Annotated in this window: 18 protein-coding genes and 1 pseudogene; 7 read left to right on the forward strand and 12 right to left on the reverse strand. The window is 70.3% G+C overall.

What is annotated here, in order from left to right:
• The first annotated feature begins 99 nt into the window (after positions 1-99).
• Genes IG54_RS0106510 through IG54_RS0106520 form a run of 3 tightly spaced genes read left to right on the forward strand, consistent with a single transcriptional unit; the run spans position 100 to position 3,324 of the window.
• Positions 100-990 carry a branched-chain amino acid ABC transporter permease gene (locus IG54_RS0106510; RefSeq protein WP_030778409.1) on the forward strand — a complete coding sequence of 297 codons (891 nt, stop codon included), beginning with the start codon at positions 100-102 and terminating at the stop codon, positions 988-990.
• On the forward strand, positions 983-2,071 hold the full coding sequence (locus IG54_RS0106515; RefSeq protein ID WP_051819306.1) for a branched-chain amino acid ABC transporter permease: 1,089 nt from the start codon (positions 983-985) through the stop codon (positions 2,069-2,071). The genes IG54_RS0106510 and IG54_RS0106515 overlap by 8 nt, the downstream gene beginning before the upstream one ends.
• The gene (locus IG54_RS0106520; RefSeq protein WP_030778413.1) at positions 2,068-3,324 is read left to right on the forward strand and encodes an ABC transporter substrate-binding protein; all 1,257 of its coding nucleotides are present in this window, start codon (positions 2,068-2,070) and stop codon (positions 3,322-3,324) included. Before IG54_RS0106515 ends, IG54_RS0106520 begins: the two co-directional genes overlap by 4 nt.
• 101 nt (positions 3,325-3,425) lie before the next feature.
• Here the strand turns inward: IG54_RS0106520 and pssA are convergent, their stop codons facing one another.
• The 9 genes from pssA to IG54_RS0106565 all read right to left on the reverse strand — a co-directional run bounded on the left by pssA (position 3,426) and on the right by IG54_RS0106565 (position 14,293).
• Positions 3,426-4,289: a CDP-diacylglycerol--serine O-phosphatidyltransferase gene (pssA, locus tag IG54_RS0106525; RefSeq protein WP_051819307.1), complete on the reverse strand. Its 864-nt coding sequence runs from the start codon at positions 4,287-4,289 to the stop codon at positions 3,426-3,428.
• Positions 4,276-4,932 (reverse strand): phosphatidylserine decarboxylase, encoded by a 657-nt coding sequence (locus IG54_RS0106530; protein ID WP_078593758.1) that lies wholly within the window; start codon positions 4,930-4,932, stop codon positions 4,276-4,278. Before IG54_RS0106530 ends, pssA begins: the two co-directional genes overlap by 14 nt.
• Positions 4,933-5,103: 171 nt before the next feature.
• The gene (locus IG54_RS0106535; RefSeq protein WP_030778418.1) at positions 5,104-6,309 is read right to left on the reverse strand and encodes an acyl-CoA dehydrogenase family protein; all 1,206 of its coding nucleotides are present in this window, start codon (positions 6,307-6,309) and stop codon (positions 5,104-5,106) included.
• Between the two features lie 2 nt (positions 6,310-6,311).
• Complete coding sequence (locus IG54_RS0106540; RefSeq protein WP_030778421.1) at positions 6,312-6,845, reverse strand: MaoC family dehydratase; 534 nt, start codon at positions 6,843-6,845, stop codon at positions 6,312-6,314.
• 5 nt (positions 6,846-6,850) lie between these two features.
• Positions 6,851-7,810, reverse strand: coding sequence for an HpcH/HpaI aldolase/citrate lyase family protein (locus tag IG54_RS0106545; protein WP_030778423.1), 960 nt, complete (start codon positions 7,808-7,810; stop codon positions 6,851-6,853).
• Complete coding sequence (locus IG54_RS0106550; RefSeq protein WP_030778425.1) at positions 7,807-9,834, reverse strand: protein meaA; 2,028 nt, start codon at positions 9,832-9,834, stop codon at positions 7,807-7,809. The genes IG54_RS0106545 and IG54_RS0106550 overlap by 4 nt, the downstream gene beginning before the upstream one ends.
• A gap of 22 nt (positions 9,835-9,856) precedes the next feature.
• Positions 9,857-11,194 carry a crotonyl-CoA carboxylase/reductase gene (gene ccrA / locus IG54_RS0106555; RefSeq protein WP_030778428.1) on the reverse strand — a complete coding sequence of 446 codons (1,338 nt, stop codon included), beginning with the start codon at positions 11,192-11,194 and terminating at the stop codon, positions 9,857-9,859.
• Between the two features lie 392 nt (positions 11,195-11,586).
• Positions 11,587-12,399: a TetR family transcriptional regulator gene (locus IG54_RS0106560; RefSeq protein ID WP_030778430.1), complete on the reverse strand. Its 813-nt coding sequence runs from the start codon at positions 12,397-12,399 to the stop codon at positions 11,587-11,589.
• A 112-nt stretch (positions 12,400-12,511) separates the two neighbouring features.
• Positions 12,512-14,293, reverse strand: coding sequence for a 3-hydroxyacyl-CoA dehydrogenase family protein (locus IG54_RS0106565; protein ID WP_030778432.1), 1,782 nt, complete (start codon positions 14,291-14,293; stop codon positions 12,512-12,514).
• Positions 14,294-14,632: 339 nt separating this feature from the next.
• Here IG54_RS0106565 and IG54_RS0106570 point away from each other — a divergent pair, with 339 nt between their 5' ends.
• Positions 14,633-15,202, forward strand: coding sequence for an adenylosuccinate lyase (locus IG54_RS0106570; protein WP_030778434.1), 570 nt, complete (start codon positions 14,633-14,635; stop codon positions 15,200-15,202).
• 40 nt (positions 15,203-15,242) lie between these two features.
• Here the strand turns inward: IG54_RS0106570 and IG54_RS43715 are convergent.
• From IG54_RS43715 to IG54_RS0106580, 3 genes and pseudogenes are all read right to left on the reverse strand, one after another.
• Positions 15,243-15,320 (reverse strand): annotated as a pseudogene (locus IG54_RS43715) (RidA family protein); the annotation flags it as partial.
• Between the two features lie 42 nt (positions 15,321-15,362).
• Positions 15,363-16,982, reverse strand: coding sequence for an alpha/beta hydrolase (locus IG54_RS0106575; RefSeq protein WP_030778436.1), 1,620 nt, complete (start codon positions 16,980-16,982; stop codon positions 15,363-15,365).
• A 150-nt stretch (positions 16,983-17,132) separates the two neighbouring features.
• Positions 17,133-18,173 carry an Rv2578c family radical SAM protein gene (locus tag IG54_RS0106580; RefSeq protein WP_030778438.1) on the reverse strand — a complete coding sequence of 347 codons (1,041 nt, stop codon included), beginning with the start codon at positions 18,171-18,173 and terminating at the stop codon, positions 17,133-17,135.
• Between the two features lie 272 nt (positions 18,174-18,445).
• Between IG54_RS0106580 and IG54_RS0106585 the strand changes: the two genes are divergently transcribed.
• The 3 genes from IG54_RS0106585 to IG54_RS0106595 all read left to right on the forward strand — a co-directional run bounded on the left by IG54_RS0106585 (position 18,446) and on the right by IG54_RS0106595 (position 22,155).
• On the forward strand, positions 18,446-18,988 hold the full coding sequence (locus IG54_RS0106585) for a GNAT family N-acetyltransferase (RefSeq protein WP_030778440.1): 543 nt from the start codon (positions 18,446-18,448) through the stop codon (positions 18,986-18,988).
• Positions 18,989-19,085: 97 nt separating this feature from the next.
• Complete coding sequence (locus IG54_RS0106590; protein ID WP_030778442.1) at positions 19,086-19,532, forward strand: SRPBCC family protein; 447 nt, start codon at positions 19,086-19,088, stop codon at positions 19,530-19,532.
• A 190-nt stretch (positions 19,533-19,722) separates the two neighbouring features.
• The gene (locus tag IG54_RS0106595) at positions 19,723-22,155 is read left to right on the forward strand and encodes an MFS transporter (RefSeq protein ID WP_030778444.1); all 2,433 of its coding nucleotides are present in this window, start codon (positions 19,723-19,725) and stop codon (positions 22,153-22,155) included.
• The last annotated feature ends 16 nt before the right edge of the window (positions 22,156-22,171 follow it).

Here is a 22,171-nt window from a genome sequence, read left to right on the forward strand (position 1 = left end):
CGGCGAGGCCGACGGCACCCGCGACCCCGGCGACCCCGGCCGCCCCCACGGCCCCCACACCCCCCGCCACCGCCACCCCGGCGAGGGAGACCCCCGCTCATGACCACCTTCACCGAACTCCTCCTCAACGGGCTCTCCATGGGCTCCGTCTACGCCCTCATCGCCCTCGGCTTCGTCGTCATCTTCCGGGCCACCGAAGTGGTGAACTTCGCCCACGCCTCCCTCCTCCTCGCCGGCGGATACATCACGGCCTCCCTCCACGACGACCTCGGCTTCTGGCCCGCGCTGCTCGTCGGCGTCACGGGCGCCGCCGTCGTCGGGGCGGCCGTCGAGTTCCTCGTCATGCGCCGCTACCGGGGCACCGACCACAGCGTGCTCGCCATCGTCACCATCGGCGTCGACATCCTGCTGACCACCGAGCTGACCCGGCGCCTCGGCACCGACGTCCTGCCGCTCGGTGACCCCTGGGGCGACGACGTGCTGAGTGTCGGCGCGATCTCCCTCGCGCACACCCGCATCGCCGCGTTCGCCGCCGCGGCCCTGCTCATCACCGTCTTCCTGCTCGCCTTCCGCTACACCTCCTGGGGCGTGGCGATGCGCGCCGCCGCCGAGAGCCCGGAGACCGCCGCGCTGATGGGCGTACGGCTCGGCCGCGTATCGCTCGGCGCGTGGGCGGTGGCAGGGGCGCTGGCCGCCGTGGCCGCGCTGTTCCTCACCGTCTTCCCGACCCCGGGCCTGGAGCGCGCCACCTCGCTGGCCGCGCTGAAGGCCTTCCCCGCCGCGATCCTCGGCGGCCTGGACTCCACGACGGGCGCCCTCGTCGGGGGTCTCGTGGTCGGCGTCACCGAATCCCTCGCCACCGGCTACCAGAGCGAGCTGACCTTCCTCGGCCGCGGACTCGGCGACCTCGCCCCCTACCTCATCATGACCGCGATCCTGCTCATCCGGCCCGACGGGCTCTTCGGCACGAAGGAACTCGCCCGTGTCTGACATCCGCCGCATCTGCGCCTGGGCGGCCTCGGCCGTAGTGCTGCTCGCCCTGCCCTTCTACCTGGACCGCTTCTGGCTCCAGGCGGGCCTCTTCGCGATGGCCGCCGCGATCGGCGCGATCGGCATCAACCTCCTCACCGGCGCCACCGGCCAGCTCTCCATGGGGCACGCCTTCTTCCTCGCCATCGGCGCGTACGGCTACTGCGTCCTCGCCGGGGACAGCGGTGACGGCCTCACCGGGCTCGGCCTGCCCACCTGGCTCGCCGCCGCCCTCGCCGTCGCGCTCGCCGGGCTCGCGGGCGGGCTCTTCAGCCCCATCGCGGGCCGGCTGCGCGGCGCCTACCTCGGCATCGCGACCCTCGCGCTGATCTTCATCGGACAGCACGTGCTGTTCAACGCCCACGACCTGACCGGCGGCTCGAACGGGCGAGACGTCCCGCCGCTGAACCTCTTCGGCCTCACCTTCGACGAGAGCGAGACCGTCGTCGCCGCCGTGCCGTTCGGCTCCGCGGAGAAGCTCTGGTACGCCGGTCTGGCGCTGCTCCTCGTCTGCGGGCTCTTCGCCCGCGGCGTGCTGCGGGGGCGCCCGGGGCGCGCCATGAACGCCATCCGCGACCACCGCGTCGCCGCGGGCGTCATCGGCGTGCCGGTGGCCCGCTACCGCGCCGGGGTCTTCGTCCTGTCGTCGATGTACGCGGGCCTCGCCGGGGTGCTCCTCGCCCTGGTCTTCCAGCGGACCGTCCCCGACTACTTCGGTGTGACGCTCTCCCTGGAGTACCTCGCGATGATCGTGATCGGCGGCCTCGGCTCGGTCTCCGGAGCGGTCGCGGGCGCGGCCCTCGTCTCCCTGCTGCCGCAACTCCTGACGCGGTACAGCGACACGCTGCCCCTCGTCTCGGCGCCGGGCACGGGCGGGATCTCGCCGGGCGAGGCGTCCCGGTACCTGTACGGCGCCGCCGTCGTGGCGGTGGTGCTCTTCCTGCCCGGCGGCCTGGTGCGGCTCACCGCACGTCACCGCAAGGCCACCCAGGCCACTCCAGCCACTCCAGGTACCACTGGCACTTCAGGGGAGACAGCATGAACGCACTGACCAGGGCCACGGCGGCCACCACCGCGCTCGCCGCCCTCCTCGCGCTCACGGCGTGCAGTTCGAAGGCGAAGGACGGCGACGACGGGGACAGATCCGCGGGAGGGGTGAGGACCGGCCAGGGCATCTCGGGGAAAACCATCAACCTCGGCGTGCTCACCGACATGACCGGCGTCTACGCCACCCTCGGCAAGAGCGTCACCCAGGCCCAGCAGCTCTACGTCGACCAGACCAACAAGGACGGCGGCATCTGCGGCCACAAGCTGAAGCTCACCGTCCGCGACCACGGCTACGACCCGCAGAAGGCCGTCGCCGCCTACACCGAGCTGGAGCCGAAGGTACTCGGCTTCGCCCAGTTCATCGGCTCGCCGTTCGTGGCCGCCGTCAAGCAGCGCGTCGACGCCGACAAGGGCCTGGTCCTGCCGCAGGCCTGGTCGGCGAACCTCCTGGGCAGCCCGTACATACGGGTCATCGGATCCACGTACGACCTGGAGACGATCAACGCCATCGACTTCCTGATGAAGGAGAAGGGCCTCAAGAGGGGCGACAAGCTCGGTCACGTCTACTTCGAGGGCGACTACGGCGAGAGCGCCCTGAAGGGCTCCCGGCACATGGCTGAGAAGGCGGGCCTGAGCGTCGTCGAGCAGAAGATCAAGCCGACGGACAATGACATGACCGCGCAGGTCTCCGCCCTGAGGAAGGCGGGCGTCAAGGGCATCGTGATCAGCGCGGGGCCGCGCCAGGCGGCCTCCCTGGTCGGCGTTGCCGCGGCGGGCCGCTTCGATGTGCCGGTCATCGGCAACAACTCGGCGTTCGCCCCCCAGCTCCTCGCCACGCAGTCCGGCCCCGCCCTCCAGAAGAACTACTACGTCGCCTCACCCACGCTGCCCATCGGCGCGGAGACGGCAGCAGCGAGGAAGCTCGTCGCCGACTACAAGAAGGCCCACCCGAAGGACTCCCTCGACAATGGCGTCGTGGCGGGCTGGACGGCCGCCTCCGTCTTCGGCGAGGCCCTGAAGAAGGCCTGCGAGACCAAGGACCTCACGCGCGACGGCGTCGGCAAGGCCCTGCTGACCCTCGACGACTTCGACTCGGGCTTCGGCGTCCCCCAGGACTTCACCGACCCGAAGGCACCCTCGTCCCGGCAGAGCGTGATCCTCCAGCCGGACAAGAAGGCGACGGGAGGCATGAAGGTGGTCCGCGGGCCGAACGCGTCGGAGGCGGCGCAGGGGTATACCGCCGACTAGGGCCCGTCCGGCGTTTGAGGACGAGCCCGAAGGGCGGCAAGAGGGCAAGCAAAGGGGGCCCGGACCATCAGGTCCGGGCCCCCAGGGCGACGTACGAAAAACTACGGCAACTGCGCCGCACGGGCCTCGCGCCGATTGTCGCGGAAGTTGTTCACCCTCCGAGCGGTAGCGAAGAGGGGGATCACCGCCCCGAGAACGAGCTGGAGCGCACAGCCGGTCTGGAGGAGCAGCTGGCCGCCCGGCGCCTCGAACGCCCAGGCCGCGAGCAGCCCCATGGCCGCGACGATCCAGGCGAGCATGGCCACCGCGAGGGGGCCCCGCGGCTTGGGGTACTCGACGCGGCTGACCATGAGCCAGGCCGTGCCGATGATCGCGAGGAGCGTCGCCACGAAGGGCAGCTCCAGGAGCACGATCGAGACGACCGTCAGCGCCCCGAAGGGCGACGGCATGCCCTGGAAGGTGCCGTCCTTCACGGTCACGCAGGAGAACCGCGCAAGCCGCAGCACCACCGCCAGGAGCACCACGATCGCGCCCACCGCCGCCACGCGCTGGTGCGCGTCGTCGGCGACCATGCCGTAGACGAGTACGAAGTACGCGGGGGCCAGACCGAAGCTGATCAGGTCCGAGAGGTTGTCCAGCTCGGCGCCCATCGGCGAGGACCGCAGCTTGCGCGCCACGAGCCCGTCGAAGAGGTCGAAGACGGCCGCGCAGAGCATCAGGATGACGGCGGTCGCGGCGGAGTGCCGCGCCATGCCGCTCTCGTTGCTGCCCTGGAGGTGCGGGATGAGGATGCCCGTGGTGGTGAAGTACACCGCCATGAACCCGCACGTGGCGTTACCCAGTGTGAGCGTGTCCGCTATCGACAGGCGCAGTGACAGCGGCATCTCGTCGCCGTCGTGGAGCGCGTCCTCCTGCGCCGACTCCGGCGCCCAGCCGGCCTGTGTCTCAGGATCAACCACGGTCAATGCGAGTCACCCCAGCCACGGTCTTCTGACCGACCTCGACGTCCACCTCGACACCCTCGGGGAGGTAGATGTCGACGCGCGAGCCGAAGCGGATCAGGCCGATCCGCTCGCCCTGCTCCACCTTGGTGCCCTGCGGCACGTACGGCACGATGCGCCGTGCGACCGCGCCCGCGATCTGGATCATCTCGATGTCGCCCAGCTCGGTGTCGAAGTGCCAGACAACGCGTTCGTTGTTCTCGCTCTCCTTGTTGAACGCCGGGACGAACCCGCCGGGGATGTGTTCCACGGACGTCACCGTGCCCGCGAGGGGCGCGCGGTTGACGTGGACGTTCAGCGGGCTCATGAAGATGGCGACGCGGGTACGCCCGTCCTTCCACGGCATGATGCTCTGCACCACGCCGTCGGCGGGGGAGATGACCCGGCCCTGAGCGATCTCACGCTCGGGGTCGCGGAAGAACCACAGCATTCCCGCCGCCAGAGCGGTGGCGGGGACGGCGACGGCCGCGGCGCCCTTGGAGCGGCGCGCACGGGCGAGGCTGAGTGCCGCGGTGGCGACGGTCGGCAGGAGCCACGGCGATGCTCCGCGAGCAAGGCGTCCCTGAAGAATGCCGTCGCGTGGTGCAGAGGTTTGGCTGTGGGGCATGGATGACCTTCGTAGCGGATGATGCCGCGCGGTGATACGGGGGACGGCGGCTTTCTCCGGATGTTATCGGTTGCGAGCCACAACTGGGCAAGCGAGGAAGCCGAGTCGACGGCCGAAGAGTGTTGACAGGGTGTGATCTTCTTCGCGAAGAAAGCGCCCCAAACCGGGCATCTAGCCCTGGAATCGATACTCTTCGAGCAGCCGACGACCAATGATCATTTTCTGGATCTCGGCGGTACCTTCACCGATCAGCAGCATCGGCGCCTCCCGGTAGAGGCGCTCGATCTCGTACTCCTTCGAGAAGCCGTAACCGCCGTGAATCCTGAACGCGTCCTCGACGACTTCCTTGCAGTACTCGGAGGCGAGGTACTTCGCCATCCCTGCTTCGAGGTCGTTTCGCTCCCCGGAGTCCTTTTTGCGTGCTGCGTTGACCATCATCGCATGAGCGGCCTCGACCTTGGTAGCCATCTCGGCCAGCTTGAACTGAATCGCCTGGTGCTGGGCGATCGGCTTGCCGAAAGTGTGGCGTTGCTGGGCATAGGAGACGCCCAGCTCGAAGGCACGCTGCGCGACACCGCAACCACGTGCCGCGACGTTCACGCGGCCGACCTCGACACCGTCCATCATTTGGTAAAAACCCCGGCCGGTAACCCCGCCGAGCACACGATTGGCCGGAATTCGCAGGTCGTCCATGATTAGCTCAGTGGTGTCGACCCCCTTGTAACCCATCTTGTCGATCTTGCCGGGGATGGTGAGGCCGGGGCGGACCTCACCGAAGCCCGGCTCCTTCTCCACGAGGAACGTCGTCATCGACTTGTGCGGGGCGGTGCCCTCAGGGTGTCCTTCGTCACTCCGGCACAGAACGGCCACCAAAGTGGACGTACCGCCGTTCGTCAGCCACATCTTCTGGCCATTGAGGACGTACTCGTCGCCGTGCCGCACGCCCTTCGACGTGATCGCCGACACATCGGAGCCGAGGCCCGGCTCCGACATGGAGAACGCGCCGCGCACCTCGCCGGCCGCCATCCGCGGCAGGAAGGTCTCCTTCTGCTCCTGCGTGCCGTGCTGCTTGAGCATGTAGGCGACGATGAAGTGGGTGTTGATGATGCCGGATACCGACATCCAGCCACGCGCGATCTCCTCGACGCACAGGGCGTACGTGAGCAGCGACTCGCCCAGACCGCCGTACTCCTCCGGGATCATCAGGCCGAACAGGCCCAACTCCTTGAGACCGTCGACGATCTGCTGCGGGTACTCGTCGCGGTGCTCCAGCGCGGTCGCGACAGGGATGATCTCCTTGTCGACGAAGTCCCGGACGGTGGACAGGATCTCCTGTTGGACGTCGGTGAGACCTGCGGTCTGCGCGAGTCGGCTCATGGCTACTTCTCCGTGCTCTCGGCGCTCTTGGAAGGGGTGTTCAGCTCCGGGCGGCCGGGCTGCTCGCCGCCGCGCTCCTTGATGTAGGTCTCGGTGGGCACCATCACCTTGCGGCGGAATACACAGACCAGGGTGCCGTCCTGCTTGTAGCCCTTGGTCTCCACGTAGACGATCCCGCGGTCGGACTTGGACCTCGACGGGGTCTTGTCGAGGACCGTCGTCTCGCCGTAGATCGTGTCGCCGTGGAAGGTCGGCGCCACGTGCTTGAGCGACTCGACCTCCAGATTGGCGATGGCCTTCCCGGAGACGTCCGGCACGGACATGCCGAGCAGCAGCGAGTAGATGTAGTTGCCCACGACGACGTTCTTCCCGAAGTCCGTCGTCTTCTCCGCATAGTTCGTGTCCATGTGGAGGGGGTGGTGGTTCATGGTGAGCAGACAGAAGAGGTGGTCGTCGTACTCGGTGACCGTCTTCCCGGGCCAGTGCTTGTACACGGCGCCGACTTCGAACTCTTCGTAGGTGCGGCCGAACTGCATGTGTCTTACGCCTCCGGGGCCTCGAACTTGGACGTGCGGGTCATTCCGGCCGCACGGCCCTTCCCGGAGATGACCAGCGCCATCTTCCGGCTGGCCTCGTCGATCATCTCGTCGCCGAGCATCGCCGAGCCCTTCTTGCCGCCCGCCTCGGACGTGTAGTACTCGTACGCGTCCAGGATCAGCTCGGCGTGGTCGAAGTCCTCCTGGGAGGGTGAGAAGACCTCGTTGGCGGCCTCCACCTGGCCGGGGTGCAGCACCCACTTGCCGTCGAAGCCGAGCGCGGCGGCACGGTTCGCGACCTCGCGGTAGCCGTCGACGTTCTTGATCTGGAGGTAGGGGCCGTCGATCGCCTGGAGGTTGTTGGCGCGGGCCGCCATCAGGATCTTCATCAGGATGAAGTGGTAGGCGTCCGCCGGGTAACCGGGCGGCTGCTCGCCGACGACCAGGGACTTCATGTTGATCGACGCCATGAAGTCGGCCGGGCCGAAGATGATCGTCTCGACGCGCGGGGAGGCCTCGGCGATCGCGTTGACGTTGTTGAGGCCCCGGGCGTTCTCGATCTGCGCCTCGATGCCGATCTTGCCGACCTCGAAGCCCATCGTCTTCTCGATCTGGGTGAGCAGCAGGTCCAGGGCGACGACCTGGTCGGCCGTCTGCACCTTCGGCAGCATGATGCAGTCGAGGTTCTGGCCCGCGCCCTCGACGACGGTCACGACGTCGCGGTACGTCCACTCGGTCGTCCAGTCGTTGACGCGCACGACCCGCGTCTTGCCCGTCCAGTCGCCCTCGTTGAGGAACTTGACGATGGTGTGCCGGGCCTCCGGCTTGGCGAGCGGCGCGCAGGCGTCCTCTAGGTCCAGGAAGACCTGGTCGGCGGGGAGGCCCTGGGCCTTCTCCAGGAAGCGCGGGTTCGAGCCCGGTACGGCCAGACAGGAGCGCCGGGGGCGAAGACGGTTCACAGTCATGCGGGGACCTCCAGAGGGTCGAGCTTGTTCGCTTTCCGGATCTCGTCGACGATACGGCCGATGATTTCCGTGATGCCGAAGTCCTTGGGGGTGAAGACGGCGGCGACACCCGCCGCCAACAGGTCCTCGGCGTCGCTGTTGGGGATGATGCCTCCCGCGATGACGGGAATGTCGCGGGCGCCGGCCTCGCGCAGGCGCACCAGGACGTCCGGCACGAGTTCGGCGTGCGAGCCGGAGAGGATCGACAGGCCCACCGCGTGCACGTCCTCGGCGAGCGCCGCGTCGACGATCTGCTCGGGCGTCAGCCTGATCCCCTGGTAGACCACCTCGAAGCCGGCGTCACGCGCGCGCACCGCGATCTGCTCGGCCCCGTTGGAGTGCCCGTCGAGGCCGGGCTTGCCGACCAGGAAGCGGAGCTTGCCGGTGCCGAGGTCGGCGGCCGTCTTCGCGACCTTCTCGCGGACCAGGGCGAGCGGCGTGCCCTCCTCCGCGGTGACGGCCACGGGGGCGCTTGAGACGCCCGTGGGCGCCCGGAACTCCCCGAAGACCTCCCGCAGGGCCCCCGCCCACTCGCCGGTCGTCACACCGGCGCGTGCGCACTCCAGGGTGGCCTCCATGAGGTTGCCCGTCCCCGCGGCCACTTCCTTGAGCCGCTCCAGCGCCTTGCACGGGCGGGGGTGGTTGAACGGAGGCTGGTAGCGGTTGTCGCGCCAGTCCTTGAGGGCGTTCACCACCCGTGCCTCGACCGCCGGGTCGACCGTCATGATCGCCCCGTCCAGGTCCGAGGTGAGCGGGCTCGGCTCGGTGGACTCGTAGGAGTTCACACCGACGATCTTCTCCTGGCCGGACTCGATGCGCGCCCGGCGCTCGGCGTGCGAGGAGACCAGCTGCGACTTGAGGTAGCCGGACTCGACGGCGGCCATCGCGCCGCCCATCCGCTCGATGCGGTCCATCTCCGCGAGGGACTCCTCCACCAGGGAGGCGACCTTGTCCTCGATGACGTGCGAGCCGGCGAAGATGTCCTCGTACTCCAGCAGGTCGCTCTCGTGCGCGAGGACCTGCTGGATGCGCAGGGACCACTGCTGGTCCCAGGGCCGCGGCAGCCCCAGCGCCTCGTTCCAGGCGGGCAGCTGCACGGCACGCGCGCGTGCGTCCTTGGAGAGCGTGACGGCCAGCATTTCCAGGACGATCCGCTGGACGTTGTTCTCGGGCTGCGCCTCCGTCAGGCCCAGCGAGTTGACCTGCACGCCGTAGCGGAAGCGGCGCTGCTTCGGGTTCTCGATGCCGTACCGCTCGCGCGTGACCTGATCCCAGATCCGCCCGAACGCCCGCATCTTGCACATCTCCTCGATGAAGCGGACACCCGCGTTCACAAAGAAGGAGATGCGGGCCACGACGTCCCCGAACTTCTCCTCGGGGACCTGCCCGGAGTCGCGTACGGCATCGAGAACCGCGATGGCGGTGGACATCGCGTACGCGATCTCCTGGACCGGCGTGGCCCCCGCCTCCTGGAGGTGGTAGCTACAGATGTTGATGGGGTTCCACTTGGGGATGTGGGCCACCGTGTACGTGATCATGTCGGTGGTCAGCCGCAGGGAGGGCACCGGCGGGAAGACGTGCGTCCCGCGCGAGAGGTACTCCTTGACGATGTCGTTCTGCGTCGTCCCCTGGAGCTTGGTGATGTCCGCGCCCTGCTCCTCCGCGACCACCTGATAGAGCGCCAGAAGCCACATGGCGGTGGCGTTGATCGTCATCGAGGTGTTCATCTGCTCCAGGGGGATGTCCTGGAACAGGCGCCGCATGTCGCCGAGGTGGGAGACCGGCACGCCGACCCGTCCGACCTCGCCGCGGGCGAGGATGTGGTCGGGGTCGTAGCCGGTCTGGGTGGGCAGGTCGAACGCGACCGAGAGGCCCGTCTGACCCTTGGCGAGGTTGCGCCGGTACAACTCGTTGGACGCCTCCGCCGTGGAATGACCGGCGTACGTCCGCATGAGCCACGGCCGGTCCTTCTGGCGCTCTGTCATGTCCCGCTGCTCCTTAGGGCGTTCAGACGTTCCGGAAGCGGTTGATGGCGTCGATGTGCTGGGCCCGCTTCTCCGGGTCGCGGACGCCGAGGCCCTCCTGGGGGGCGAGCGCGAGGACGCCGACCTTGCCCTGGTGGAGGTTGCGGTGCACGTCGTAGGCGGCCTGGCCGGTGTCCTCCAGGGAGTACACCTTCGAGAGCGTCGGGTGGATCTTGCCCTTGGCGATCAGGCGGTTGGCCTCCCACGCCTCGCGGTAGTTGGCGAAGTGGGAGCCGATGATGCGCTTGAGGGACATCCACAGGTAGCGGTTGTCGTACTCGTGCATGTAGCCGGAGGTCGAGGCGCAGGTGGTGATCGTGCCGCCCTTGCGGGTGACGTACACGCTCGCGCCGAAGGTCTCGCGGCCCGGGTGCTCGAAGACGATGTCGATGTCCTCGCCACCGGTCAGCTCGCGGATGCGCTTGCCGAAGCGCTTCCACTCCTTCGGGTCCTGGGTGTGCTCGTCCTTCCAGAACTTGTAGCCCTCGGCGTTGCGGTCGATGATCGCCTCGGCGCCCATGGCGCGGCAGATGTCCGCCTTCTGGGGGCTGCTCACCACGCAGATGGGGTTGGCGCCGCCCGCGAGCGCGAACTGCGTGGCGTACGACCCGAGTCCGCCGCTCGCGCCCCAGATCAGGACGTTGTCGCCCTGCTTCATGGCGGCGCCGTTGCGGGAGACCAGCTGGCGGTACGCGGTGGAGTTCACGAGGCCGGGGGAGGCGGCCTCCTCCCAGCTCAGGTGGTCCGGCTTCGGCATCAGCTGGTTGGACTTGACGAGCGCGATCTCGGCGAGGCCGCCGAAGTTGGTCTCGAAGCCCCAGATGCGCTGCTCGGGGTCGAGCATCGTGTCGTTGTGGCCGTCGGAGGACTCCAGCTCGACGCTCAGACAGTGCGCGACGACCTCGTCGCCGGGCTTCCAGGAGTTCACGCCGGGTCCGGTGCGCAGCACGACGCCCGCGAGGTCGGAGCCGATGATGTGGTACGGCAGGTCGTGGCGCTTGCTCAGCTCGCTGAGCCGGCCGTAGCGCTCCAGGAAGCTGAAGGTGGAGACCGGCTCGAAGATCGACGTCCACACGGAGTTGTAGTTCACCGAGGAGGCCATGACGGCCACCAGGGCCTCGCCGGGGCCGAGTTCGGGGACCGGCACGTCGTCCAGGTGGATCGACTTGCGGGGGTCCTTGTCGCGGGTCTCCAGACCCGCGAACATCTCCGTCTCGTCCTTGTGCACGGTGATCGCGCGGTACGAGTCGGGCAGGGGGAGAGCGGCGAAGTCGGCGGACGTGGTGTCCGGGGACTGAATCGCGTCCAGGATTTCCTTCACGGTGTTGCCTCCGGCGAAGAAGCGCCTTACGGGGGCGCTGCTTGAGGGTTACGTCGGGGTGCTGGTGGTGCGGTGGAGGTGTGCCGTCGGTTCGGCGAAGGGTGGTGCTCGGCGACGCCCTGGTGGGGCGCGGGAGGTGCCTGTGACGCAGGCGTCCGGGCGCACAAGCCGAGGCTTGAGGGGACAGCCGACGTACGGAGGATCGCTGTACGCCGGCCGCCCGGACAACATCAACGTATGGCACCGCGTGCCAGTCGGCAAGACACTGGGTGCCAGTATTTTTTGACCGATGATCGATCAGTGCAGGTCAGAGGGGGTGGCGGCATGAGAGAGGGGGCGCTACCGACTGGTAGCGCCCCCTCAAAAGCCAAGGACGAAATGGGTGAAACGGGTTAAGAAGCCCGCTCCTTGAGTGCCTTCTCGATGGTCCGCATGACCTCGTCCAAAGGGGCGTCCGTGCGCGCCACCGTGACCAGGACCTCACCCTGCGCGGACACCGTCGCGGGCGCCGCCGCGGGCAGCGTGTCGCGCCCCGCCCCGATGCCCGTGCCGAACGTGCGCCGCACGATCGCGAACGCGTGGTCCAGATGGGTCTCCACGTCCCCCTGGCCGCCCGCCCGCAGCCAGCGCCGCAGCACGTGGTTGTGGGCCGTGACCACCGCGGACGCGGCGACCTCGGCGAGCAGCGGGTCGTCGTTGCCGTCGTGGTGCGCGTGCTCGTCGAAGTGGCCCAGGAGATAGCGGGTGAAGAGCCGTTCGTAACGGGCCACCGAGGCGATCTCGCGCTCGCGGAGCGTGGGCACCTCGCGGGTGAGGCGGTAGCGCTCCACGGAGACCGCGGGCGAGGCCGCGTACATCTTCATGACTTCCTTGATGCCGCGGCACACCGTGTCCAGCGGGTGCTCGTGCGGGGGAGCGGCGTTCAGCACCGCTTCCGCGCGGATCAGGGTGTCGTCGTGGTCCGGGAAGATCGCCTCTTCCTTGGAGCGGAAGTGCCGGAAGAAGGTCCGGCGGGCGACGCCCGCGGCGGCGGCGATCTCGTCGACCGTCGTCGCCTCGTACCCCTTGGTCGCGAACAGCTCCATGGCCGCGGCCGCCAGCTCCCTGCGCATCTTGAGCCGTTGGGCGGCGGCCCGGCTGCCCGCCGCGCTCTCCGGAGCGTCGGGCGTGGCGGGCGTACGTGAGGACTTGGCGGCCTTGGACATGCCACGAACGTACTGCATATGCGCGGCGCGGTGCTCCGGAGGGACGGGGCCGCCCGGGGACCCGAGCAGCCCGCCCCAGTCCGCCCGCGCCCCCCGATGCCCCTCGGCCGGCTCAGCGCCGGGCATATTCGCGGAAGCCACGGCCCGTCTTGCGGCCGAGGCAGCCCGCGGCCACCAGGTGTTCGAGCAGCGGCGCCGGGGCCAGGCCCGGGTCGCGGAACTCGCGGTGCAGGACCTTCTCGATGGCCAGCGAGACGTCCAGGCCGACGACGTCCAGCAGCTCGAAGGGGCCCATGGGGTAGCCGCCGCCGAGCTTCATCGCGGCGTCGATGTCGTCGAGCGTGGCGTAGTGCTCCTGGACCATCTTGATCGCGTTGTTGAGGTAGGGGAACAGCAGCGCGTTCACGATGAAGCCCGCGCGGTCGCCGCAGTCCACCGGGTGCTTGCGGATGGTCGCGCAGACCTCGCGGACCGTGGCGTGCACGTCGTCCGCGGTCAGCACGGTGCGGACCACCTCGACGAGCTTCATCGCCGGTGCCGGGTTGAAGAAGTGCATGCCGATCACATCGCGCGGGCGCGTGGTGGCGCGGGCCAAGGCCACCACCGGCAGCGAGGAGGTCGTGGTCGCGAGGATCGCGCCCGGCTTGCAGACCTTGTCGAGCGTCGCGAACAGCTGCTGCTTGATCTCCAGGTCCTCGGCGATGGCCTCCAGGGCCAGGTCGACCTCGGCGAACGCCTCGTAGGAGTCGGCCGGAGTGATCCGCTCCAGGGTCTCGGCGGCGGCCGTGGCCGACATCCTGCCCTTGTCGACGGAGCGCGCGAGCGACTTGCCGATACGGGCCTTGGCGGTCTGCGCCTTCTCGTCGGTGCGCGCGGCGAGCACCACGTCGTAACCGGCCTTGGCGAAGACCTCCGCGATACCGGACGCCATCGTCCCCGAGCCCGCGACACCGACGGACCGGACGGCGCGTCCCTGGGCACGCCGCTCGTCCGCCACCGGGGTCAGCGCGTCGGGCACCACCTCGGCGCCGCCCGGCTCGGCGTACGTGTAGAAGCCGCGGCCCGACTTGCGTCCGGTCAGGCCCGCCTCGCTGAGCTGCTTGAGGATGGGCGCCGGCGCGTGCAGCCGGTCGTGCGACTCGGCGTACATGGCGTCGAGGACCGTGCGCGCGGTGTCCACGCCGATCAGGTCGAGCAGCGCGAGCGGACCCATCGGCAGGCCGCAGCCCAGCTTCATCGCGGCGTCGATGTCCTCGCGGGACGCGTACTTCGCCTCGTACATCGCGGCGGCCTGGTTGAGGTAGCCGAAGAGCAGCCCGTCGGCGACGAAACCGGGCCGGTCGCCGACCGCCACGGGCTCCTTGCCCAGCGCGTGCGCCAGCTGCGTGACCGAGGCGACGGCGGCGGGCGAGGTCAGCACGGACGAGACGACCTCGACGAGCTTCATCGCGGGCGCCGGATTGAAGAAGTGCAGCCCGAGCACCCGCTCGGGGCACGCAGATTCGGCGGCCAGACGGGTCACGGACAGCGCGTTGGTGCCGGTCGCGATGATCGTGTCGGGGCGCACCACGCCGTCGAGTTCGCGGATGATCTGCTGCTTGACCTCGTACGACTCCGGGGCGACCTCGATCACCAGGTCGGCGTCGGCGGCGGCCCGCAGGTCCGTGAAGGTGCGGAAGCGGGCGAGGACGTCGCGCCGCTCCTCCTCGGTGAGGCGCTCGCGGTGCACGGCACGGGCGGTGGAGGTCTCCAGGGCCGTGACCGCCTGGGTGGCCGCCGCCTGGCTGATGTCGATGCCGATGACCTCGCGGCCCGCGCGGGCCAGGACCTCGGCGATTCCGGTGCCCATGGTGCCCAGACCGATGACGGCGACCGTGTTCAAGGGAGTGTCCATGCGTGGACTCCAGGAAGAGAGTGACGACTGAGGGGCGCACGCGGACACAGGAGCTGTCGCGGGGCGTGCGGGAGGGGAGGGTGTCGTGGCCGGGCGGCGCGAACGTCCACGCCCGGTGAGGCCGACCGGCTCTGTCCCGGAGCCATGTCGTACAAGGAATACCGAACCGACTTGCACCCACGACGGCTGCGTCACCAGGCCGTCGTGAGGAGGTGCTCACGGGGAGTGTGCCCCGCTCACATGAGATTAACCGCCGAGTAACGAGCGCGCCAGCCCGGGGCGATCCCCGATCCCTGTGATCTACATCGCGACCGCCCCGTAAGGCTTAGGCTCGCGCTCATGGATGCGGAGTTGCGGACGGTGACGGAGCGTTTACGCGGTGAGGCGGGGGCCTCGGCGGAGTACGAGAGGCTGATCGCGACCGGGGACCTCGACGAGCTGGCCGAGGTGCTCGTCTCTCCCGGGCAGCCGTTGTGGGCGCGGGAGTTGGCGGCGGTCCGGCTCGGCGTGGCCGGTGACCGCAGGGCCTTCGAGTCGCTCGTCCTCCTCCTCAACCACCGGGACCCGCCGCGCTGCGCCGCCGCGGCCCACGCCCTGGCCCGGCTCGGCGACCCCCGCACGGCGCGCGCCGCGGCCGCCCTGGCGACGAACGAACTCCGCGTCGCCTACGCCCTGTATCCGGTGCGGCTGCTGACGGAACTGCGCGCCCCCGAGTCGGCGCCCGCGCTGATCACCACGCTGCGGCGCAGACTCGCGCCGCACGATCCCTACGGCAAGATCGCGCTCGCCTGTGTGGAGGGGCTCGGGGCGCTGGGCGACGGACGGGCCCGCCCGGTCCTGACCGAGGCCCGCGGCCACCCCCGGCTCGCGGCGGCGGCCTCGGCGGCGCTGGCGCGGCTGCCGGAGTGAGGGCTCCTCCTACTCGGCCACCATCGCGAACGCCTCTATCGCCCGCCGCGGCGAGGCCGCGGCGCAGGTTCTCGAAGACCTGGTGGGCCCGCGCCGCCGCGTCACCCTCGCCGACCAGCGGGGGCGACGCCTTTGGGAGCGTTGATGTGGGTCAGTCGGCTCATGCCCTCATGGTGGACCACGGCACTGACAACGCCCCGCGCTTGGGCCCGGGGGAGCCGCCCCCGGCACGCGACGGCTTCGGGTCCGCCTGCGCCTCGCACACCGCGTCGGCCGCGCCGCCGCTCCCGGGCACCGCGTCGCTCCCGGGCACCTCATCGCTCCCCGGCACCTCGCCGGTCGTCAGATACGCCGCCAAGTGCCGGTCCGCGCAGGCGTTTCCGCTGAGCGTGACGCCGTGGTTGCCGCCGCCCTCCTCGACGACCAGGCGAGAGCCGCGCAGCTTGCGGTGCAGGCCGACCGCGCCCTCGTACGGAGTGGCCGGGTCGTCGGTCGCCTGGAACAGCAGCACGGGCGGGAGCGCGGAGTTGGAGACGTCCGGCGGGCTCAGGTGGTGCGTAGGCCAGAACGCGCACGGGGCGTTGTACCAGGCGTTGTTCCAGGTCGAGAACGGCGCCTTCGCGTACACGCGCGCGTTGTCCTCGCGCCACGTCCGCCAGTCGCGCGGCCACAGCGCGTCCCTGCACTGCACGGCGGTGTAGACGCTGTAGCCGTTCTCGTCCGAGGCGTCGCTCGCGCCGAAGATCTCGTACGCCCTGAGGAGCGGGCCGGTGTCCTTGGCGTTCACGTACGCCGCGAACGCCTCGGCCAGGTAGGGCCAGATGCCGTTGAAGTACGCGCCCGGGATGAAGGTGTCCTCCAGCTCGGCGGCGCCCACCTTCTTGCCCGCCGGCTTTGCGGCCAGCGCCTCCCGCATCGCGTACCACCGGGCCTCGACCTTCGCGGGGTCCTTGCCGAGTCCGTACGCCGCGTCGTGCCGGGCGATCCAGGCCATGAGGGCCTTGTGGCGGGCGTCGAAGGCGTAGTCCTGCCGCAGATTGGCCTCGTACCAGACGCCGGAGGGGTCGACCAGGGAGTCGAGCGCCATGCGGCGCACGCGGTACGGATAGAGCTTTCCGTAGACGGCGCCCAGGTAGGTGCCGTACGAGTAGCCGAAGAAGTTGAGCCGGTCCGCGCCGAGGGCCGCGCGGATGGCGTCCATGTCCTTGACCGTGCTCACCGTGTCGATGAACGGCAGGACATCCGCGTACTTGGAGGCGCATCCCCGCGCGAAGGCCCGCGCCCGGTCGAGGTTGGCCCGCTCGGCCTCGGGCGTGTCCGGGAGACTGTCGGGCCGGACCGGCTCGAAGTGGCCGGGGCGGCAGTTGAGCGCGGGCTCGCTCCTGCCGACGCCGCGCGGGTCGAACCCGACGACGTCGTACTGCGCGGCCACCTCCTTCGGCAGCGACGTCGCGACGGTCCCGGCCATGGCCAGGCCGCTGCCGCCGGGGCCGCCCGGGTTCACCAGGAGTGGTCCCTGGAACGTCCGCGCGGTGTGCGGGACGCGCGACAGGGCGAGGGTGACCTTGCGGCCGCCCGGATCATCGTGGTCGAGGGGCACTTTCAGCGAGGCGCATTGCAGCGAGGGGAGCGCCTTCGTGGCGCACGCCTTCCACGCGAGCGGGGCCCGTGCGGAGCGCGCCGTGTCCGGCAGGAGCGAGGCGCCCGCCGCGGGCGGCACCGAGGTGACCAGCCCCGTGAGCGCGGCGAGCGAGCAGAGGGCGATGGCGCGGTTCTTCATCAGGCTCCCCAGGGCGGAGGGTCCGGGGCCGTGCACGCCACGACCTCTGGCGCATCGTCCCGGAAACCCCGGCCCGAAGCGGGAGTTCCGCCGCCGAATAGCCTGAAAGGAGCACGGTCCGCCCGCGCGAGGGGGCCTTGTAGCGGGGCCTTACAGCAGGGTGAGCTGAGTGGGTCCGGCCGCGGGCTCCGGCTCGGGCTGCTCGGGCCCGCGGATCCGCCGGGCGCCGCCCGCGCGCGTGGGGCCGATGCCGAACTCCTCGGCCAGCTCGTGCACATGCCGGGTGACGCGCCGCTGGTACCACTTCGGGGCATAGGCCCCTTCCGCGTACAGCCGCTCGTACCGCCGCACCAGATGGGGGTGGTGCCGCCTCACCCACGTCATGAACCACTCGCGCGCCCCGGGCCGCAGATGCAGCACGAGGGGCGTGACGGAGGTCGCGCCGGACGCGGCGACGGCCCGCACCGTTGCGCGCAGCTGATCGGGGTGGTCGCCCAGGAAGGGGATGACGGGCGCCATCAGGACTCCGCAGCCGATGCCGTGGTCGGTCAGGGTGCGTACGACGTCCAGGCGCCGCTCGGGAGCGGGCGTGCCGGGCTCGATCGTGCGCCACAGCTCGGCGTCCGTGAAGCCGACGGAGACGGAGATGCCGACATCGGTCACCGCGGCCGCCTGCCGCAGCAGATCGAGGTCGCGCAGGATCAGCGTGCCCTTGGTCAGGATCGAGAAGGGGTTGCCGCGGTCGCGCAGCGCCTCGATGATCCCCGGCATGAGGCGGTAGCGGCCTTCCGCGCGCTGGTAGCAGTCGACGTTCGTGCCCATGGCGATGTGGTCGCCGTGCCAGCGGGGCGAGGCGAGCTGGCGCCGCAGCAGTTCGGCGGCGTTGACCTTGACGACGATCTGGCTGTCGAACCCGATGCCGGTGTCCAGGTCCAGATAGCTGTGGGTCTTGCGCGCGAAACAGTAGACGCACGCGTGCGTGCAGCCCCGGTACGGGTTCACCGTCCATTCGAACGGCATGCGGGACGCGCCCGGCACGCGGTTCACGATCGAGCGGGCCCGGATCTCGTGGAAGGTGATCCCCGCGAACTCCGGGGTGTCGAAGGTCCGTGTGGTCACCGCGTCCGCGCCGAACAGCGCGGCATCAGCGGTGCCCTGACGCGGCCCGTCGGAGAGGTTCTCCCAGCGCATGACGCCTCCTCGGTAGCACTGACCACAGAATAGAACACATGTTCCCTTGATCGTGCGAGCCGGATCGTGCCGAGCTTCGTTTGATAGCGTCCCGTCAAGCGCGGTCCGCGTGACATGGCGTTGCGCGTGACACCACCGAGATGAGGGAGGTCGATGAATATGGCCCGCCAGGTGCTTCATCGGCATGTCCTCGTCCGAGTCGCGCGAGCCTGAAGAAGCAGGGCTCATCGAGAGCGGCCCGGTCGTCCCACCCAAACGACCTGGAGTGTCGCGTGTCCGCTTTTTCCCTTACCGCCGAACTGACCACCGAGCGCCTTCTGTTGAGGGCCTGGACCCCGGCGGAGATCGCCGACGTCCTCGCCGGCCGCCGCTCATCGCGCTGGGCGCCGGACTTCCCGGCCGACGGCGACCGCGTCATGGCGGGCGTCATCGCCGAGCAGATCGCCGAAGGCAACGGCACCTCGGGTGAACCCGGGGCCTCAGGCGACCCCGGCGCGCACGGCCACCGCCTGATCATCGAACGCCAGAGCGGCCTCGTCGTCGGTTCCCTCAGCCTGTTCTGGCCGCCGAGCGAGGGCGCCCTGGAGATCGGCTACGGCGTCGTTCCCTCCCGCCGGGGGCGCGGCTACGCCCCGGAGGCCGCCCGGGCCCTCGTGGCGCACGCCCTGACCTCGCCGGACGTCACCACCGTGCACGCCGAGGTCGAACTCGCCAACCCGGCCTCCGTCCGCGTCCTGGAGAAGGCCGGACTGCACCGCCGGAGCGACGACGGGACGACCGCCCGGTTCGACGCCACCGCCCCCCTGTCGGGCTGAGCGGGCCCCCGCCCGCGACCCCGATTTGGGAGGCCGGTGCGCCGGGTGGTTGGCTCTCCCTGAACTCCCCGAGAAACCAAGTGCTGGAGGAAGTGCAATGGCGCAGGTCGAGGCGACCACGGAGCGGATCATCGCGGCACAGCCGGACGACGTCTTCGACGCACTGGCCGACTACAACGGCACGCGCGGAAAGCTCCTCTCGGAGCACTTCAGCGAGTACGAGGTACGTGAGGGCGGCGACGGCGAGGGCACGCTGGTCCACTGGAAGCTCCAGGCCACCAGCAAGCGGATCCGCGACTGCCTCCTCGAGGTCAGCGAGCCCACCGACGGCGAGCTGGTCGAGAAGGACCGCAACTCGTCCATGGTCACCACCTGGACCGTCACCCCGGCCGGCGAGGGCAGGTCCCGCGTCGTCGTCACCAGCGTGTGGAACGGCGCGGGCGGCATCGGCGGCTTCTTCGAGCGCACCTTCGCGCCCAAGGGGCTCGGGCGGATCTACGACACCGTCCTCGGCAACCTCGCCGCCGAGGTCGAGAAGAAGTAGCGCCCCCCGGGGCTGTTTTCCCGCTCACCGCTTCGAGTGGTTTTCCGCTCGGTTCCGCTGTACGCCGTAGGGCTCCGACCGGCTCTTACGTCCGTGAGGCCCGGAAAAAGGGCGACTCGTCGCGCTTGCTCCCAGTTGTCGCGCAATGCGAGAAAGCTGGCGGCGCAGGCGCGACGAAGGGGAGCGGTACGTGGGTGGGACGACGCTGGCGAAGGCCGGCGGACAGGGAGATGAGGCGGCCGCGGCCGCCACGGCCTTCGGCGGGCAGGGGGCGGGGCAGGAGCCGCCGCCCCCTGCTCCCGACGCGACCGCAGGGGGGCTGAGCCCCGGCCGCGTACGCATGGTCTTCTTCGGGCTCATGCTCGCCCTGCTGCTCGCCGCCCTGGAGCAGATGATCGTCGCCACCGCGCTCCCCAAGATCGTCGGAGAGCTGCACGGCCTGGACAGGATGTCCTGGGCGATCACCGCCTATCTGCTCACCTGCACCATCGGACTGCCCGTCTACGGCAAGCTCGGTGACCTCTTCGGGCGCAAGGGCGTCTTCCAGTTCGCGATCGTCGTCTTCGTCATCGGCTCCGCCCTCGCCGGGTGGTCGCGGACCATGGACCAGCTCATCGCCTTCCGCGCTCTCCAGGGCGTCGGCGCGGGCGGCCTCATGACCGGCGTACAGGCGATCATCGCGGACATCGTGCCGCCCCGGCGCCGCGGCCGCTACCTGGGCCTCATCGGCGCCGCGTTCGGCCTCGCGTCGGTCGCCGGCCCCCTGCTCGGCGGCTTCTTCACCGACCACGCCTCCTGGCGCTGGTGCTTCTACTTCAACGTGCCCTTCGGCCTGGTCACGCTGCTCGTCGTCAGCCTCGCGCTCAAGCTGCCCAAGCGCACCACCCGGGCCCGGCTCGACGTGCTCGGCGCGCTGCTGCTCGCCGCCGCCACCACCTGCCTGGTGCTGCTGACCAGTTGGGGCGGGACCGAGTACGCGTGGGACCACCGCGTCATCCTCGGGCTCGGCGGCGGCGCCGTGGTCACGAGCGTGCTCTTCCTGGTCGTCGAGAAGTCCGCCGCAGAACCGATCATCCCGCTGCGGCTCTTCCGCGACCCGGTCTTCGTGCTCACCTCTCTCGTGGGCATGGCCGTCGGACTCGCCCTCTTCGGAGCGGCCGCCTATCTGCCGACCTTCCTCCAGATGGTCGACGGCGCGAGCGCCACCGAGTCCGGTCTCCTGATGGTGCCGATGATGGGCGGCGTCGTCGGCGCGTCGATCATCTCCGGGCAGCTCATCAGTCACACCGGGCGCTACAAGATCTACCCCGTGCTCGGCGGCGCCCTGTCCGTCGTCGGCATGTGGCTGCTCTCCCAGCTCGACACCGGCACCTCGCGGCTGGAGTACAGCATCTGGATGGCGGTCCTCGGCGCGGGCATCGGCCTGGCCATGCCCGTCCTGATCCTCGCCGTGCAGAACGCGGTCCGCCCCGCCGACCTCGGCACCGCCACCAGCGCGCACAACTACTTCCGGCAGATCGGCGGCAGCGTAGGAGCCGCCGTCTTCGGCGCCCTCTTCGCCGACCGCCTCGCCGACGCCCTCAGGGACCGGCTGCCCGCCGGGCCGGACAAGGGCCTGCCCGACCCCGAGTCCCTGACCCCGCAGCTCGTCCACGCGCTGCCCGCACCCCTGCGCGAGGGCTACGTCCAGGCCTACGCCGACGCGATGCCGCGGATCTTCCTCTACCTGGTGCCGGTGCTCGTCCTCGGCATGCTGCTCGCCTTCTTCCTCAAGGAGACCCCCCTGTTGTCCAGCACCGCTTCCCACAACGCACCCGCCGCCGAGCCCGCGCCCGTCCCGCGCGCCCGTACGACGACGTACGCGGCCGGGGTCCCGGTCTGCGGCACCGTGCAGCACCCCGACGGCACCGCGGTGCCCCGCGCGGCCCTCACCCTCATCGACGTGGCCGGACAGCAGATCGGGCGCGGCGCGAGCGGGGAGGACGGGCGGTACGCCCTGTCGACGCCGGGGTCGGGCTCGTTCGTGCTGATCGCTGCCGCCGGGGGGCACCAGCCGCAGGCGGTCACCGTCACCGTCGGCGAGCGGCCCGTCGAGCTGGACGTGGTCCTCGGCGGCGCGGGCCGCCTCGCCGGAAACGTGCTGACCGCCGACGGCACGCCCGTCAGGGACGCCGCCGTCACCCTCACCGACGTCCGCGGCGAGGTCGTCGCCACCACCCGCAGCGGCCGCGAGGGCGGTTACGTCATGACGGAGCTGGTGGCAGGCGAGTACACCCTGGCGGCGAGCGCCCCCGCGTTCCGCCCCGCCGCGCTGCCCGTCACCGTGCAGGCATCGCGCGAGACACGCCAGGACGTGGAGCTGGCGGGCGGCGCGGTGCTGCGCGGCACCGTGCGCGCGGGCGGGGGGCGGGCCGTCGAGGACGCGCGCGTGACGCTGCTCGACGCCGCGGGCAATGTCGTCGACACCCTGACCACCGGCGCGGACGGCACCTTCCGCTTCGTCGACCTGTCGTCCGGCGAGTACACGGTCATCGCGGCGGGCTACCCGCCGGTCGCCACGGTCCTCCAGGTCGCGGGCGGCGGCCGCACCGAGCGGGACCTCCAGCTGGGACACGAGGACTGACACACCGGTCGCAGGG

The sequence above is a fragment of the Streptomyces sp. NRRL S-920 genome, from assembly GCF_000717945.1.
Lineage (GTDB): Bacteria > Actinomycetota > Actinomycetes > Streptomycetales > Streptomycetaceae > Streptomyces > Streptomyces alboniger.

What these genes read in the sequence shown, in the direction of transcription:
- IG54_RS0106550 (WP_030778425.1), bottom strand. Translation starts at nt 9,834, where the DNA reads ATGACAGAGCGCCAGAAGGACCGGCCGTGGCTCATGCGGACGTACGCC.
- IG54_RS0106540 (WP_030778421.1), bottom strand. Translation starts at nt 6,845, where the DNA reads ATGCAGTTCGGCCGCACCTACGAAGAGTTCGAAGTCGGCGCCGTGTAC.
- IG54_RS0106570 (WP_030778434.1), top strand. Translation starts at nt 14,633, where the DNA reads ATGGATGCGGAGTTGCGGACGGTGACGGAGCGTTTACGCGGTGAGGCG.
- IG54_RS0106510 (WP_030778409.1), top strand. Translation starts at nt 100, where the DNA reads ATGACCACCTTCACCGAACTCCTCCTCAACGGGCTCTCCATGGGCTCC.
- IG54_RS0106530 (WP_078593758.1), bottom strand. Translation starts at nt 4,932, where the DNA reads ATGCCCCACAGCCAAACCTCTGCACCACGCGACGGCATTCTTCAGGGA.
- IG54_RS0106590 (WP_030778442.1), top strand. Translation starts at nt 19,086, where the DNA reads ATGGCGCAGGTCGAGGCGACCACGGAGCGGATCATCGCGGCACAGCCG.
- IG54_RS0106580 (WP_030778438.1), bottom strand. Translation starts at nt 18,173, where the DNA reads ATGCGCTGGGAGAACCTCTCCGACGGGCCGCGTCAGGGCACCGCTGAT.
- IG54_RS0106565 (WP_030778432.1), bottom strand. Translation starts at nt 14,293, where the DNA reads ATGGACACTCCCTTGAACACGGTCGCCGTCATCGGTCTGGGCACCATG.
- IG54_RS0106575 (WP_030778436.1), bottom strand. Translation starts at nt 16,982, where the DNA reads ATGAAGAACCGCGCCATCGCCCTCTGCTCGCTCGCCGCGCTCACGGGG.
- IG54_RS0106560 (WP_030778430.1), bottom strand. Translation starts at nt 12,399, where the DNA reads ATGTCCAAGGCCGCCAAGTCCTCACGTACGCCCGCCACGCCCGACGCT.
- IG54_RS0106520 (WP_030778413.1), top strand. Translation starts at nt 2,068, where the DNA reads ATGAACGCACTGACCAGGGCCACGGCGGCCACCACCGCGCTCGCCGCC.
- IG54_RS0106545 (WP_030778423.1), bottom strand. Translation starts at nt 7,810, where the DNA reads ATGACTGTGAACCGTCTTCGCCCCCGGCGCTCCTGTCTGGCCGTACCG.
- IG54_RS0106535 (WP_030778418.1), bottom strand. Translation starts at nt 6,309, where the DNA reads ATGAGCCGACTCGCGCAGACCGCAGGTCTCACCGACGTCCAACAGGAG.